The sequence below is a fragment of the Rhodospirillaceae bacterium genome, from assembly GCA_040219235.1.
In the GTDB taxonomy this organism is placed as follows: Bacteria; Pseudomonadota; Alphaproteobacteria; order Rhodospirillales; family Rhodospirillaceae; genus WLXB01.
In genome coordinates this window covers 580580-594810 of record JAVJSV010000016.1, presented here as the reverse complement: position 1 = coordinate 594810, position 14231 = coordinate 580580, and the positions used below count along the sequence as shown (strand labels likewise).

The 14231-nt window shown below is 51.4% G+C and carries 17 protein-coding genes; 11 read left to right on the top strand and 6 right to left on the bottom strand.

Annotated elements, in window-relative coordinates; translation table 11 throughout:
• Positions 1–129: 129 nt before the first annotated feature.
• Positions 130–372: a hypothetical protein gene (locus RIC29_17450; GenBank protein ID MEQ8736712.1), complete on the bottom strand. Its 243-nt coding sequence runs from the start codon at positions 370–372 to the stop codon at positions 130–132.
• Between the two features lie 192 nt (positions 373–564).
• On the opposite strand from RIC29_17450, the gene RIC29_17445 reads away from it, so the two are divergent.
• Positions 565–1614: a hypothetical protein gene (locus RIC29_17445; GenBank protein ID MEQ8736711.1), complete on the top strand. Its 1050-nt coding sequence runs from the start codon at positions 565–567 to the stop codon at positions 1612–1614.
• 25 nt (positions 1615–1639) lie between these two features.
• On the opposite strand, the gene RIC29_17440 is transcribed toward RIC29_17445, so the two are convergent.
• Complete coding sequence (locus tag RIC29_17440; GenBank protein MEQ8736710.1) at positions 1640–2299, bottom strand: hypothetical protein; 660 nt, start codon at positions 2297–2299, stop codon at positions 1640–1642.
• A 194-nt stretch (positions 2300–2493) separates the two neighbouring features.
• Here RIC29_17440 and RIC29_17435 point away from each other — a divergent pair, with 194 nt between their 5' ends.
• Positions 2494–3714: a hypothetical protein gene (locus tag RIC29_17435; protein MEQ8736709.1), complete on the top strand. Its 1221-nt coding sequence runs from the start codon at positions 2494–2496 to the stop codon at positions 3712–3714.
• Between the two features lie 6 nt (positions 3715–3720).
• On the opposite strand, the gene RIC29_17430 is transcribed toward RIC29_17435, so the two are convergent.
• A complete protein-coding gene (locus tag RIC29_17430; protein MEQ8736708.1) occupies positions 3721–4422 on the bottom strand; it encodes a hypothetical protein in 702 nt (233 codons plus the stop codon).
• An 85-nt stretch (positions 4423–4507) separates the two neighbouring features.
• Between RIC29_17430 and RIC29_17425 the strand changes: the two genes are divergently transcribed.
• From RIC29_17425 to RIC29_17410, 4 genes are all read left to right on the top strand, one after another.
• Complete coding sequence (locus tag RIC29_17425; GenBank protein ID MEQ8736707.1) at positions 4508–4780, top strand: hypothetical protein; 273 nt, start codon at positions 4508–4510, stop codon at positions 4778–4780.
• A gap of 261 nt (positions 4781–5041) precedes the next feature.
• Entirely contained in the window at positions 5042–6046 is a 1005-nt protein-coding gene (locus RIC29_17420) for a hypothetical protein (GenBank protein MEQ8736706.1), read from the top strand.
• A gap of 6 nt (positions 6047–6052) precedes the next feature.
• Positions 6053–7000, top strand: a complete 948-nt coding sequence (locus RIC29_17415) for a DUF5309 domain-containing protein (GenBank protein ID MEQ8736705.1) — start codon at positions 6053–6055, stop codon at positions 6998–7000.
• 209 nt (positions 7001–7209) lie between these two features.
• Positions 7210–8292, top strand: coding sequence for a hypothetical protein (locus RIC29_17410; protein ID MEQ8736704.1), 1083 nt, complete (start codon positions 7210–7212; stop codon positions 8290–8292).
• Here the strand turns inward: RIC29_17410 and RIC29_17405 are convergent.
• The 3 genes from RIC29_17405 to RIC29_17395 all read right to left on the bottom strand — a co-directional run bounded on the left by RIC29_17405 (position 8289) and on the right by RIC29_17395 (position 10610).
• Positions 8289–9029, bottom strand: coding sequence for a hypothetical protein (locus RIC29_17405; protein MEQ8736703.1), 741 nt, complete (start codon positions 9027–9029; stop codon positions 8289–8291). The two genes, RIC29_17410 and RIC29_17405, sit on opposite strands and share 4 nt — an antisense overlap.
• 111 nt (positions 9030–9140) lie before the next feature.
• Positions 9141–9842: a hypothetical protein gene (locus RIC29_17400; GenBank protein ID MEQ8736702.1), complete on the bottom strand. Its 702-nt coding sequence runs from the start codon at positions 9840–9842 to the stop codon at positions 9141–9143.
• Positions 9843–9923: 81 nt separating this feature from the next.
• Complete coding sequence (locus RIC29_17395; GenBank protein ID MEQ8736701.1) at positions 9924–10610, bottom strand: hypothetical protein; 687 nt, start codon at positions 10608–10610, stop codon at positions 9924–9926.
• Positions 10611–10711: 101 nt separating this feature from the next.
• Here RIC29_17395 and RIC29_17390 point away from each other — a divergent pair, with 101 nt between their 5' ends.
• The 5 genes from RIC29_17390 (at position 10712) to RIC29_17370 (ending at position 14199) form a co-directional block, all read left to right on the top strand.
• Positions 10712–11011 carry a hypothetical protein gene (locus RIC29_17390; protein ID MEQ8736700.1) on the top strand — a complete coding sequence of 100 codons (300 nt, stop codon included), beginning with the start codon at positions 10712–10714 and terminating at the stop codon, positions 11009–11011.
• 130 nt (positions 11012–11141) lie between these two features.
• Positions 11142–11768: a hypothetical protein gene (locus RIC29_17385; protein MEQ8736699.1), complete on the top strand. Its 627-nt coding sequence runs from the start codon at positions 11142–11144 to the stop codon at positions 11766–11768.
• Between the two features lie 42 nt (positions 11769–11810).
• Positions 11811–12056, top strand: coding sequence for a hypothetical protein (locus RIC29_17380; GenBank protein ID MEQ8736698.1), 246 nt, complete (start codon positions 11811–11813; stop codon positions 12054–12056).
• The gene (locus RIC29_17375; GenBank protein ID MEQ8736697.1) at positions 12056–12991 is read left to right on the top strand and encodes a hypothetical protein; all 936 of its coding nucleotides are present in this window, start codon (positions 12056–12058) and stop codon (positions 12989–12991) included. The genes RIC29_17380 and RIC29_17375 overlap by 1 nt, the downstream gene beginning before the upstream one ends.
• Positions 12988–14199 carry a hypothetical protein gene (locus RIC29_17370; protein ID MEQ8736696.1) on the top strand — a complete coding sequence of 404 codons (1212 nt, stop codon included), beginning with the start codon at positions 12988–12990 and terminating at the stop codon, positions 14197–14199. Before RIC29_17375 ends, RIC29_17370 begins: the two co-directional genes overlap by 4 nt.
• Positions 14200–14231 lie beyond the last annotated feature (32 nt).

Here is a 14231-nt window from a genome sequence, read left to right as displayed (position 1 = left end):
AGCCGCAATCTTCAAGTACATCAACGGGTTCTACAACACCCGAAGACGTCATTCATATCTGGGCGGCATCAGCCCGCTCGCATTCGAGGCCAAGGTGGCATAATGAGATAGGTGACCGGCGCAAAACCGTTACAAGTCCACAGACATATAGGCGTCATAAATAGACTTGGCTGTTTCGTACCAGGTTTCTGGAACTCCATACATGTTGTCAGCCCTAAACGCGCGCGCGAGATCGGTTCTCTCGTCATAGAGATCGACCACATCCAGAGTTGCGGCGGGAATAGCCGGTGGCAGAGGCGGGGTGTCTTCTGAGCAACCACCTAATCCAAGAATAAGTACAGATACAGCAGTTGCCTTTATGAGTATGCGCACAGCTAAAGCTCCCTAGTGAGTAATGAGCAAACTTTATCATAAGTTGTCTTGCTGTGAACTTGGTGTTTAAGCGCGCATGCAAGCTTGTAGTTGTTTGCGAGCTTTCAGGGTTGGCCTGACCCGCCGCCATTTTTAAAGGTCGGCGGTTTTTTTATGCCCACATCATTCCCTTTTTTTAACAAGGATAGAAACATGCACGCTTCACATTGCAGGAAGACCACCACCGATGGCTGGACCCTGGACCAAGGCCTGGCCGCACAATATGCCGCCCAGGCCGGGCTTGACCCAGACCTGGCCGCTGAGGCTGGCGAAGAGGTGTGGGATGTTCTGAAATCCCTGCGCGATGCCACGAGTGAGATCGACCCGCACCGTCAGGCCAAGCTGGTGCGACGGACCAAGGCGCGTTTGGCCAAAGGGCTTTTGTCCAAAGCTGGGCTCAGCCGTCATGGTGAATTGGTGCAGCACATTGAGGCGAAGCTGTTGGCGTTACAGGGCCGGGGCGGAGATACAGAACTGGCGCACCTGACCCCGGGCGAGATGATTGTGCCAGCGCAGCTGCAAACGCCGGAGGTGGTGCAGGCGCTGCACCAAGCGGCGCACACTGCCGGCATTGATCTGCGGCGTTACACCGCAGGCTCCTCTGCCAGCAGCGTGAACCCGGACACGGGGTTGGAGGAGTATCGCTTTGAATGTGTTGAAGGGCGCAATGGGCCGTGTGGAAACATAGCTGATCCCATCAATACAATGACTCATAGATTTATATATGACGGTTCTGGCCGTCTCTCACCCAATCAACCTGGTATGACCAGCACCTACCCAGGACAGTTTACGGGGGCTGCTTGGCAGACTGGCACAGGACGCTTTCCTGGAAGCGGTGTGGGCGTGTTCCCTAATACACAAGATCCTCCAGGGTTGGTTTCTAATGACGGGTTGCCAGAAGAAATAGAAGTCTCTACCAACCGTTTTGACGCTATCAATAGAGATTTAAGGGCAGCAGATGATGAAAATTTGCTTTGGGCGTTGAGGCAGCGAGAAAGGATAGTGATGGATTGGTATTGGAACGAAGGTGGAGGCTTATTCCTGATAAACACCGTTGGTACGTTGGCATCTAAAGGTGATTTCATAGAGGAGGGTAACGGTGCAATATGGGACTCTAGTTGGGCGGCAATCAACAAACCTTTTATTGATATATCGCATGAAATTAACCGCCGGAAATCAAATGGTGAATGGACGTTAGACTAACGAATAGCTTCAATAGCTCGCTAGATTAATCTTGCATACAGGGCAGGCCGGGTATTTGTAGTGGCGTTTCTATAGGTGACCAATTAAACCAATCGTCATTAAATTCTGCAATCAGGTCGTCCTTAACAGTTAAAAATAAATCTTTGGCGATAGTTGTTGGGCCGCCATCACGACGGTCAGCTTCTCGCGCCCAAAAATAGGCGAGTTTGAGGCTTTCTTTATCTGTAACTGGGAAACCAGCCATCTCTCGGTAATGGAATGACATAGAGACGGAGGCCATAGGATGGCCGCCAAGTGCGGATCGATAGATGAGTCTAAGGCCATTACACCGCTCTAAATCTGAGCTTGAGTTAGCTAGTAAGTTATGACCAACGACAAACTCGGCAACTTGTACTCCTTGATCAGCAAAAGGTCTTAACAAACGCGCTGTTTCTGCTTGTTTCTCTAACATTGGTCGGTTGAGTTCTGAGAGAAGGTCGGTGTTATTTTTCAACCTTGCCTGTGTTGATTGCTCAGACAAACTAGCAAAATCCTTCATAGGCCCGTTAACAATATCGTTAAATCTCTTGCGGTATTCGAGAACAATCTCTTCCGTTGAGTAGTCTTTAAGCGTGCTTTCTTCGGAGCAAGCTCCGAAACCGATAATGAGAAAAGATACCAAAGCTGTTTTTATGAGTGTGCTCACAGTTATCGCTCCGTAACCAATAGTAATATTTTCGGACCCGTCGTTATTTTACTAAGGACCTTGCTATTGAAGCGCGTGTGTATTCGCACGTCAAAGATAAAGCGGAAAAATTTCCTTTCCACCGCCTTTTTTGGAAAACCAAAGGCGGTTTTTTTATGCCCACATCATTCCCTTTTTTTAACAAGGATAGAAACATGCACGCTTCACATTGCAGGAAGACCACCACCGATGGCTGGAACCTGGACCAAGGCCTGGCCGCACAATATGCCGCCCAGGCAGGACTGGACCCAGACCTTGCCGCCGACGCCGGCGAAGAGGTATGGGATGTTCTGAAATCCCTGCGCGATGCCACCAGCGCAACCGCCCCCCGGCGTCAGGCCAAACTGGTGCGACGGACCAAGACACGCTTGGCCAAAGTGCTTTTGTCCAAAGCTGGGCTCAGCCGTCATGGTGAATTGGTGCAACACATTGAGGCCAAACTTCTGACGTTGCAAGGCCGGGGCGGGGATACAGAGTTAGCACACTTAACCCCTGGCGAAATGGTGGTGCCCTCGCAACTGCAAACGCCAGAGGTGGTGCAGGCGTTGCAACAGGCCGCACAAAACGCGGGCATTGATCTGCGCCGCTATACCGCAGGTTCCCCTGCCAGCAGTGTGAACCCAGAGACGGGGTTGGAGGAGTATTCGGTTGAGTGCGCCGATGAAGGTGGCTGCCGGCAGGACCCCGTTGGGTACAGAGGTCCCAACATCTACGACTATGGCGGCACAACGTATGTCAACGTTACCGGTACCAGCACAAGTCCTACGGGTCAGTACGATGCGTATTCAGCAGATAACTGGACTGGCGGACGAGGTGGTTCGGGAAGTGGCGGTTTCGGTAGTGGCGGAGTACCGTATGGTCCAGAGCCGGAAGATGAGAAACCAGAGTATGGAACAAAAGAAAACCCTGTGCCAGATCCACCTTGGGTCGATTATACCGTAACAGGAAATACAAACGGCACGACTTCATTTAGACCTGGGCCACCGGTCACGGTTTACCCCGGTGTTAACTATCCTGGTTCAGGCCTCGGGGCAGGTATTGGCGGGGGATATGATCCAAGTATAGGCCCCGTCATAGGTGGATATGGCCATAATGACTCAACCAAGCCTGATTTGGGTCTACGTGACCATTTTCTAGCTATTATAGCGCCTGAAACTCCTTCTGTCACAGAGTACTCGACTTGGTCTGAGGGAGAACTTCGCCAAGAACTCAATGAAGCCCAGAGTGGTTCCAGAAGTGAGGTCAATAATATGGAAAACACCACTAAGGGCGGTCACCCTAGGGCGAGCATAGGCTTTGGTATTCAAGCTATTTATTATCAGGCTAAGCTTGCGCGTATTAGAGAAGCTTGTCGCATTAACGGGTACGCCTGCTAAGTTAGATTACTCTCGAGCAGTTTTGCATCCCTCAAGCAAATCATCTGTATCAGCTGTGAAGGTATTCCAATCCATCCACTCTTGAATGAGGTTCGTTTTTTCTAGAGTGGCAAGGTCTTCGAGTAGATTGTCTCTCCTGAAATGATATGCTGGATTTTTATGGGCTGTCTCAAGAGTCCAAAACTGGTTCTTTCTCCTAATTTCTATTGGTGCGTTGATACGGCGTCCTGTCAGTAGATCATCATATTTCATGATCATTGCAGGTGCTGCTAAATAGCTACCTTTTTTTGCGGCAGATGATGTAAATTGTATTGATGGGCAAATCCATTCCTCTCCAAATAGACCGTACATACCTAACGGGCCTATTATACCTTGAGCATCAATGTTACCTGCTTGTGCAAAAGGAATAAGATCGCGGCCCACTTTCTGTAATTCGATATAGAATTCTGCAAAAGTCTCATCTTTTGTTATTTCCCAGCTTTCGCCATCCGTTGAACGCTTGGCCATGTAATCGCCGAGTTTCTGATCGATTGGATCAATGACATCTAAGATTAGATCGAGTCTACGATGGTACTCTTTGATGATTGCTTCGGTGGAGTAATCGGATAGGGTAGTGGTACTTGGCTCTTTATCGACTTCGGCGTTTGAGTGAGTAGAGAAAGCGATTGCTAAGGCTAAAAAGCACACCGCATTTGTAAAAATATTCATGGTCATAAATTCCATTAATCGAGTTATTTACACTCTACCATAAATTTTCTACTGACACTTCTTCCCTTCAAAAAAAGACATTCGTATGACACAAGATGACGTTCTCCGTCGGGCGGAGGAGGCGAAAGCAGTTCTGTCTCACCCCGCATTGGCCGAGGCTTTTACAGACCTAGAACAAGCGTATGTGGAGGCGTTACTGGACTGTAAAAAAGAAGATGATTTGGGGCGCTTTCGTCTCTCGGAAGGCATGAAAGTGCTGCGGTTGGTGAAGCGTCAATTAGAGGCGCAAGTAGAAGCCGGCGCTTTGGCTGTGAATGACATTCAAGAGTTGCGTCGTGGCGGCAAAGGCATTTGGTGATTTTGTCTTTGGTTAAGTCAACAATAATAATTGTTGACTTAACCAAATGGATTTGACATAATTCGAACCGTTGGAAATGCCGCCACGTTGACCCGCACCGGCGGAGACATGCCGGAAACACGGCGCATCAACAGAGAGCTGCATTGTCAAAACAGTTTTCTGTCCCACTCATACTTATTCGCACCAACGACCAATGTTCACGCCCTCATGCCTCATGGAACTGAGCAGTGGACGAGTGCGTTTAACATCAAGGATATGTCTATGACTGAACAGGCCTCGTCTTCTGATGAAACCAACACAGCGGAACCTGAAGCATGGTCTATGGAAGATGCGGCGGCAAAATTAGCGGAGCTTGATTTGCGGGATGGTGGCCCTGATAGTGAAGATGATCTGGATGAGTTTGATGGCCTCGATGATGACGAAGACCTCGCTTCACTGGACGAGACAGGCTCGATTGATCTGAATGGTCACCCGATTATCCCCGCTGCGGTGGAGGCTGACAAAGCAGCACATCAACGTGAAAACAATGACGCTGACCAGCACGCAATAAAAATTGATGGTCAGGACTATCCCGTCACCCTGGGAGAGCTAAAGGCCGGATATCAGCGGCAGGCGGATTATACCCGCAAAACGCAAACCCTTGCTGAAGAACGGCGCCAACTGCAAACAGAGCGCAGCCAGTATCAGCAGGTTTTAAATACAATATCGCAAACAGCCGCTTCTGGCCCGACACAACCGCCTGACCAACGTTTGCTCGACGCTGATCCGGCGGAGTACATACGCCAGTCTCAGCAGTGGCAGGCGCGACAACAAGTGGCGGGGGCCGCGGCACGGGAACAGGCCCGTGTTCAAGCGGAGATTGATTCCGAACAGACGGCCAGCAGCGCTGAGCAACAGGCTCAGCAAGACCGCTTGCTTGCCTCCGTCGTTCCTGGATGGTCCGATCCAACGGCCCGGCATGCCGGAAAGGCCGAGATCGGAGATTATCTTGTGCGGGCCTATGGCGCGACACAGGAGGACTTAAACGAGTTCACTGATCACAGACTCGTGGTGCTGGCCCATAAAGCTTTGCAATACGACAAACTGATGAGCAAACGGAACTTAGCGCAAAAGAAAGTGCGCAGTGTACCGCAGGTGCAAGCCCCCGGTGCTGCGCGCTCAAAACAAGAGGTTGATGCCGCCACCGTAAAGGCGTTGCGCGACCAGTTTCATAAATCTGGCAGCATTGATGATGCCGCCAAGCTCATGCGTTATCTAGGAGGATAAACTCTCATGGCAGCTCCCACAGGGACTTTTAAAACATACGAAGCCGTTGGCAATCGGGAAGATTTGTCAGACTTCATCTATAATATTTCACCAACTGATTGCCCGTTTATGAGTGCTGTTGGGTCGTCGACCGCGAAATCAACCAAGCACGAATGGCAGATAGATGCCCTTGCCGATGCGGACGACACCAACGCGCAGATTGAAGGCGATGATGTGACGGGGACGACGTCTTCCCCAACCACACGCGAACATAATTATTGTCAGATTTCGCGCAAAGATGTGGTGGTGTCGAACACCCAGAACTACGTGCACAAAGCCGGGCGCGAACACGAAATGGAGTATCAACTCTTAAAACGTGGCCGCGAACTGAAACGCGATATGGAAAAAATTCTGACCGGCAACCAAGGCTATGTGGTTGGCAACTCCACCACGGCGCGCAAGTTGAGGTCCTTAGAGAGCTGGCTTTCGACCAACTCTAATCGCGGTGCAACGGGTGCGGATGCACCCTCTGCGACGGCTGGTGCCACAGACGGCACTCAGCGGGCGATTACGGAAACGCTGTTGAAAGATGTGATTCAAAGTTGTTACGCGGAAGGGGCCACGCCACAAATTTTGATGGTGGGCCCAGCAAACAAGCAAAATGTGTCTGGCTTTACAGGGCGGAGTTCAGCGCGCGAAATCGTCAAAGACGAAAAAATCCAAGCAGCGGCGCATTTGTACGCGTCTGACTTTGGCGACATTCGTGTGGTGCCCAACCGTTTTCAACGGGAACGATCCGCCTTTGTGTTGGACCCGGAATATGCCTCGATCGCGTATCTCAGAAAGTTCCAACGCAAAGACCTGGCTACCACCGGCGATGCGACGAAGAAGTTTATTGTCGCTGAGTACACCCTGTGCATGAAGAACGAAGCCGCACATGGTGTGATTGCCGACCTGACCACAACGGTGGCCTAGACAAGTTGAACTGTTAACAGAACGCGGCCGCAGGGCAGGCGGGGAGAGGCCAAAGCCCCCCGCAGTCTCACGAATGCCAGTCTTCCACTATTGGGGTTCCCCTTCCCCCAGGGACGACGGCTGATGACGGTGAGTGACCCTGCGCCGTGGGCGGGAGGAGTTTAACCACTTCTCCCGCCCCCTTTTTTAACGCCCGATGGGAATGAATAATGCACAGCAAAGAGTATAGTTTAGACGGCGGCGTAGCGGGTGTGATTGCCGCTGATGCGGGTATTGATCCGCACCTTGCAGTGCAAGCCGGTGAAGCGGCACAAGATGTACTGAGTTACATCCGCGATGCCGCGCGAGCTAAAACGGTAAAAGCGAAAGCGCGTTATTTGCGCAAAGCACATGCTCACATCAACGATGTGAATGCCTATGAGCATCCAGACTTAGCGCAGGCGATGCAAATGCGTATTCTTGCACTGCAGGGGCGCGGTGGAGATACCGAGGTCGCTCATCTCACGCCCGGAGAAGTGGTGGCCCCACATCAATTGCAAACAGCAGACGTGATGTCGGCGCTTCAGATGGCTGCAATAAATGCCGGTGTTGACGTCAACCGGTATACGGTGGGCGCGAGGGAAAACAGCCTGAACCCAGAAACGGGTTTGAAAGAGTTTGCGAGGAATTCAAGAGGCGACGGCCTCATGGAGGAGATCACCGTTATTGGATCCCGCGGTATTGGCGGTGGTGGAGGAACAACTGGCAGTTCGGCGCGGGGCATGCTCCCGACGGATTGGAGAAATCAAAGGATTGCGCCACGCGTTGGAGGTCGACCAAATCGCCCTGACATTGAGGAGATTGTCGTTACGGGGCAGGCACCGGATGAGGTTGCTCCCGCTGAGCCGATTAATCCATACCCAGCATTTCCTGATACAACAAACTCTGGCGGTAGTTCGCTGTTTAACGATGCTGGCAGATTTCAGCCCCCGGTTTATGATCCTTGTGTAGGAATTATGGAGAGGAGTGGATTGCCAGCCGAAGAGATCGTTCCAGAATGCCTTCCTGAGAACCGTGTTAAACCAATAATTGGTTATAAACTCGCTCCGGCCCGCCCTACTGGGCAGGACTTACAGACTATGAGTGAAGAAGAATTAGAATCAAAGATAAATGAAATAAAATTGGGAGCAGGTTTTTTCAAAGTATTGCCGCTGCCTGGGCCACATTTGAAATCAGGCAAGATAGAACTGGTTGATCAGTATAACTATGTACTGGGCATCTATCAGAATGAGTTGGATAGACGACGACATTAATTGTTGTCACTTTCAACAATTTCTTTGCGGCACTGTTCAGCTTGCCCGAATGGACAGCCGCGGCAAGAAACGCGTGGTGGAATAGGAACGTCATCTAAGGTCCATGAGGCGTAATCATCCAGCCATTTAGGATCTATCGTTTGTCCCTTTACAAAAATAGAGATCTCGCTGAGATCATTAGGAGTAAACCCCCAGTGTTCACCCCACTTCAGCGTATAAAAATAGGCACGCTTATGATTGGCTTCGTCAAAAAAGCCTTTGGAGTTATCGAAGTACGAGTAACCAGATGTAAATGAACTCCAGGCGAGGGCGCTCTGATCACCAGACGTGGCTGCTCTGCTGAGCCAGTACTGCATTAAACAATAATCTATATTTTCTGGTTTAATAGCGCTGTAATCGAATTCGTCGGTCATGCCCTCGAAATCTGCAAGACCTGTGTCGTAACGAAAAACCAAATTGAGTTGTGCAGCCACATTGCCTTGCTCTGCGGCATCATAAAATGAGTGTATAGGACCTCTGACGAAGTGTCTGTTTTGGTCTTGCTTATAGAGTTGTACTTGGAACTGGACACGTTCTTCATCGCTCAACCCTAGAAGGTCATCCATCCAGGCTCTTGTTTCCCCCGGGTTAAAGGTTGGCACCGAGGGCGTTTCCTCTTTTTGTTCAAGATAAGCACCAGAGGCGACCTTAATAAAAACCAACAGAAATAAGAGGATATTGCTTAGGAGTTTTGACATAGGTAGGAAGCTTCTCTGAATACTCATTAGAAGTGTTTTTGCGTAATAATTCTATTCCATGAGTGGTCTATGGAAAAGAACAATTGCCAGCGTTAAAGCGAATTCTCTGGTTTAGTTCGTTTTTGCTGCATTCAATGGCGCGCAATTTAGTAGGTTGCGTTTAATGCTATCTTGTCCAGCCCGCGTCTCTGCGATGTCGAGCAGAGTCGGGATGCGGTTTTGTTCGAACACAATTTTGTTATCTGAAAGGCAAGGTACAGCGGCAACTGGCTGCCGTGGAATTGTTGGTGTCACCTCGGTTTCAATGCCAACGGCTGTTCTGATGGCCAAGCTACATTTGAGGGCTGAGTCTAAGACGGTTTTAGCGTCATGGAAATTGTAGGGCTGGTGTGGTTCGGTCTCGTTCTCCAGGTTTGTTTTAATGAGGATTTTCTGGGCCTGTGTTGCCCAGGCAAAAGCATTTTCAAGATCATGCTCTATGCCGATACCCCAAATACTTGCATGGGCCAAATACAGCTGTGCATATGGATAGCCGGCCTTCGCGGACTGGAAGATGTGCTCAGCCGCTTTGCATTGGTCTCTTGGTGTATTGGGCGTATCGCCTTCTGCATAGACCAAGCCAAGGTAATAGTGTGCGACCGGGTCTGATGAACTCTCGAGCTGGGTTATTTCACTCGGACGCAGCATGTAAGCGGCGCCCCTGGATTGGGCATCCTCAATACGCTGAATGAGTTGCGCTGTGGTCTCTGCTTGGGCCGGTAAAATCCAGACTGTTAGTGCCAGAAATAACTTAAAGGGAGTGAGTCTATTCATGTCGCTACCCTGCATGAATTGAAATATTGCCAAAGCATCACGTCTTTCAATCTGAACTGAACAGGAGAAATCAGTAAAAAGTTAATCGGTACGCTGTTCGGCCAGGCATTTGTCTATTTGTCCTGAGGGGCAACCCTGACAGGACTGTTTTGGAGGAAGCTGAATTTCTTCTACTGACCATGATTTGTATTCCTCAAGCCACTTAGAATCCGCTTTCTCATCAAAATCGACGACGTATCTTCTTGATTCGTCAACGCTGAATCCTCTTCGCGAACCCCACTCTAAACTTAACAGGTAGGCCATTTTCATGTTGTCCTGGTCATGCTCGGGCGTTCGGTTATAGGAACCTAAAGCATAGAAATATGCATGCTGTGTAATGGCAGATAAATCTCCCTGCTTGGATGCCACAGCTAGCCAATATCGTGTTAGGCAAACATCTCTTTTTTCTGGAATTACATCTTCATTCTGACTTTTTTCATCGTACTCATCCCAGCCCATCCAATAAAGCATGGCTAAGTTGACTTGCGCTGTAGTGTCTCCCTCTTCTGCTACTTTTAGAAAGTCTTTTAGGGTGCCGTTGCCTACGAACCTAGTCATTTCATAGAGGCGGAACTGTTCCTGCAGATTTAATAAAACCTGCGTATTGAATTCAGTAAGAGTCTGACCGGGCTTTTCTGCTGCACTTTGCGCAATGCTGGTGTTGTTTTGAATTAATGCAGTTATGCCAAATGCCAGTAAAACGGCAATAACGTGTCTTATATGCTGCATCGTTACCTCTTTCCTGTCGCGGCGAGCAGTTACCACTTTAATGCCGCTGCGTCACACTTTGAAATTGCATTAACATTATAACACTCTTGAATGGTAGTTCCATGACTAAACGTAAACTTCTCAGCGCCTCTGCCAACCGGGCGGAGGTGTATATTGATGAGACGCATCTGGATGGCAAAGTCTTGGTGCATGAGGTGGAAGACTGCGAGCCCTATGTGGCGCAGGCGAAAGAGTTGTCGGCGCAGACGCCGGGCAAGGAGATGCGCCATGCGGCGGTGGTGCCGCATTTTGTGTATGCCCAGGCGATCCGAGACGGGTGGGCGAATGACCCGGAGGCCTGGAAGCGCTGGGCCAATGACCCGGACAATGCGGCGTTTCGCACCTGGCCGGGCAACCTTTAACCCCAGGCGCTTGAAGCGCGGACTCTTTAAGCGCGGACCCTTTATGCGGCGTTCTCGTCACATTTTTTGGGCTCCTGCCCTGCGGGGGCTTGCGATGAACACATATTTCACATTCTAGAAAGGTGGCTTTATGGCGCTGACGACCTATGCCGAGTTGCAATCGGCCATTGCGGACTGGTTGAACCGGACCGACTTGGCGGCGCGTATTCCTGATTTTATTGCGCTGACGGAATCCAGTTTGAACCGCGACTTGAGAACACAAGACATGGTGGCGTCGGCCACGTTGGCGACGGTGGCGGGCAACGGCAGTGTGACTTTGCCGGACGATGTTGTTGAACTGCGCACTGTGGTGCTTGATGCAAACCCGAAAGCGGTGTTGAGCTTTTTGCCCCGGCAGGCTTTGGAGGCGCGGTATGCGCTGTGTGGGTCCGGTCGGCCTGTGGGATACAGTGTGCTGGGGCGCACGTTAAAACTTGGGCCAACACCGGACGCGGCCTACGCGATTTCAGTGACGTACTATACGTCTATATCGGCGTTGTCGGACACGGTGACAAGCAACTGGGTGCTGCAGGCGCATCCGGATTTGTATTTGTACGGCGCGTTGGTGCAGGCCTCGCCTTATTTGGGGGACGACGCGCGTGCCGGCGTGTGGGCGGGGTTGTATGCGCGGGCGCTGGACGCGGTGGAGTCCACCGACAATCGCGCGCAGTGGGCAGGAAGCCCCATCGCCATGCAGGTGACGGCTGCGACGCCGTAGCTTCCCTTTATTTACTGTATTCATAAGACTTAGGAGTTGCGTGTGATTCCCATCGCTGCTGACGCGCCCGTGTGGGCGCACGACTTTGCCCGCCGTGTTGAAACGGAAATTGGCGTGCACATGAGTCAACCGGCGTATTTGCCGGATTATCAAAAATCTGATTTGCCGGATGCCGGGCGTTTTCGGTATCGCATGATTTTTGTGCGCGATGACACGGGTGGCGCGGTGCCGGCCTTTAGCGACGGGGCGCAGTGGCGGCGGTGTACCGACCGTGCGGTGGTGAGCTGATGGTTGATACTCCAACGATTAGGAACCGGCTTCGTAAGCAGGAACTTGGCACCAACACCAACACCTGGGGCGACGATAAGCTCAACGAGGTGATCGACGCGATTGATCAGGCGCTGGACGGTGTTGAAGCGATTGCGTTGACCGGCGACAAGGTGCTGTCGTCCAGCAATTACACGATTGCCGATGAAAGCCTGAACCGGGTTTTAAAATTTACGGGCACGCTAACGGGCGCTGCGGTCGTGACCCTACCAAGTGTTGAGCACTGGTATCTGGCTGTGAATGCAGCCGGAGCGCAGATCACGCTTAAGACCGCGGCAGGCGCGGGCGTTGCCGTTGCGCATGGCCGTACGGCGCTGGTGTATTGTGACGGCGCGGATGTGCTGAACGGTGCGCCGACAACGCTGGGCGGTGCGACGAGCATTGCCGGTCCTCTCGCCGTTGCGGGCAAGGTCATGGGTGTTGTTGCCGGAACTGATGCCGCAGATGCGATTAACAAAACTCAGCTTGATGCAGCCATTGCCGGGGCTTCTGTTGCGGGCGTGACCGGGACGGTGAAGGTCGACGCCACGGCCACTGCGCAATTTCTGATAGATGCGCTGACGGCTGGCGGAAGCCCGCTGACAGACAATGGCGATAGTCTTGATATTCCGTCGGAGTCATTGGGTCTGGCTGATGGCGGAGACAAAGCGTCACATTTTACCGCCGCAGCAAACACAAAATACACGGTGGAGTGCGCCGGTGCGGTGACGGTTACCTTGCCTGCATCACCGGCTAAGGGCGATATCATTGTGCTGGGAAAATATGGCAGCGGTTTACTTTCGGTCGGACTCAACGCGCTCAAATATTACGGCTCGGCAACCGGCCCGGCCACCGCGGCCCAGGGTGTGATTGTTCTCCAATATACAAATGCAGCTACAGGATGGATTGATCTATGAGTATTTTACGTGACTTGCGAGCACTGCCGCCGATTCAGATTATTGGTGCCGGCACGCATATGATACCTGTACCAGCTGAGTGTGTTTCATGGGAGGTCTGGCTTTTCGGTGGAGGCGGTTCCGGTGGCGTTGCTCGTGGCACAGCAGCAAAGGCAACAGGGGGGGCAGGCGGTTGCTATGGTCATATTAAACGTCCCTTACTAGCTGGTGTAAGCTCATTGACTGCTGTGCTTGGCTTACCAGGTAATGGAGTTGAGATTTCCTCAGATACGACATCTTCTGGAAATTCAGCTCAAAATTCCACTTTAACAGATGGCACTGTAACTTTAACTGTGCCGGGCGGAGGTGCAGGAAATGCCGCTGTATCCCCTATAACATCAGTTCCGGCGGCGTTAATGGGCAGTACTCCGACAGTTAGCGACGGTGGTGATATTGAAACTGCTTTAGGCGGTGCTAGTGGTGCTATTTCAGGTGTATCAACAGATCACCGAACTGTAACAGGTGGTGGTGGTCCAGGTGGGCCATGGGGTGATGGTGCATCTTCGGGCGTAATTTTGGGTAACTGGAATGGCGCAACTGGTGGTGCTTCTGCATTTTTTCCAAGTGGTAGTGTTACGGGTGAGTTAAGTGTTCCAGCCGTTACCGGTGGCGGAGGGCAGGGCGGTAAATCTGGCGATAACGATGGCTCAGTAGCTGGGACGGGTGGTGGCGGAGCTTGGGGATCAAGCCCAGATAATACTGCTAACGGATACGGCGCTGGAATGCCAAATACTAACAGTAGTTTTAATCGGGTTTCTGGTGCGGATCAGGTGACAGGTCTGAACCCTGTGTCCGGTCTTTACTTCACTCTGAGTGGGCATTGCCAAGGAAATATAGGTGGTCCAACTTTTTATACTACAGCAGGTCCGGGTGGTGGAGGCGGAGGTATGTTTTACGTAGGTTCCGGGAATATCAGACATGGTGGCATGGGCGGTTGGTTTGGCGGAGGTGGTGGGTACTACATCAACGGTAGTCAACCGATTTTATCACCGCATGGCGGCTTCATGGGCGGCGGCGGCGGGCTATGTGTTAACACACAATCTGGTGCGGGAGGCGATGGTGGTGTATCCGCTGGCGGCGGTGGCACAAGTGGTATTTCAACTGGAGCAATTTCAAGTGGTAACGGAGGTTCTCCGTATATCGCTGTTATTTATTATGTGAGTAATTAGAAATATTCATTTCTATGGGTGTGATAGTACGG

What these genes read in the sequence shown, in the direction of transcription:
- RIC29_17415 (MEQ8736705.1), top strand. Translation starts at nt 6,053, where the DNA reads ATGGCAGCTCCCACAGGGACTTTTAAAACATACGAAGCCGTTGGCAAT.
- RIC29_17375 (MEQ8736697.1), top strand. Translation starts at nt 12,056, where the DNA reads ATGGTTGATACTCCAACGATTAGGAACCGGCTTCGTAAGCAGGAACTT.
- RIC29_17390 (MEQ8736700.1), top strand. Translation starts at nt 10,712, where the DNA reads ATGACTAAACGTAAACTTCTCAGCGCCTCTGCCAACCGGGCGGAGGTG.
- RIC29_17435 (MEQ8736709.1), top strand. Translation starts at nt 2,494, where the DNA reads ATGCACGCTTCACATTGCAGGAAGACCACCACCGATGGCTGGAACCTG.
- RIC29_17420 (MEQ8736706.1), top strand. Translation starts at nt 5,042, where the DNA reads ATGACTGAACAGGCCTCGTCTTCTGATGAAACCAACACAGCGGAACCT.
- RIC29_17385 (MEQ8736699.1), top strand. Translation starts at nt 11,142, where the DNA reads ATGGCGCTGACGACCTATGCCGAGTTGCAATCGGCCATTGCGGACTGG.
- RIC29_17405 (MEQ8736703.1), bottom strand. Translation starts at nt 9,029, where the DNA reads ATGTCAAAACTCCTAAGCAATATCCTCTTATTTCTGTTGGTTTTTATT.
- RIC29_17445 (MEQ8736711.1), top strand. Translation starts at nt 565, where the DNA reads ATGCACGCTTCACATTGCAGGAAGACCACCACCGATGGCTGGACCCTG.
- RIC29_17370 (MEQ8736696.1), top strand. Translation starts at nt 12,988, where the DNA reads ATGAGTATTTTACGTGACTTGCGAGCACTGCCGCCGATTCAGATTATT.
- RIC29_17425 (MEQ8736707.1), top strand. Translation starts at nt 4,508, where the DNA reads ATGACACAAGATGACGTTCTCCGTCGGGCGGAGGAGGCGAAAGCAGTT.
- RIC29_17410 (MEQ8736704.1), top strand. Translation starts at nt 7,210, where the DNA reads ATGCACAGCAAAGAGTATAGTTTAGACGGCGGCGTAGCGGGTGTGATT.
- RIC29_17400 (MEQ8736702.1), bottom strand. Translation starts at nt 9,842, where the DNA reads ATGAATAGACTCACTCCCTTTAAGTTATTTCTGGCACTAACAGTCTGG.
- RIC29_17395 (MEQ8736701.1), bottom strand. Translation starts at nt 10,610, where the DNA reads ATGCAGCATATAAGACACGTTATTGCCGTTTTACTGGCATTTGGCATA.
- RIC29_17430 (MEQ8736708.1), bottom strand. Translation starts at nt 4,422, where the DNA reads ATGAATATTTTTACAAATGCGGTGTGCTTTTTAGCCTTAGCAATCGCT.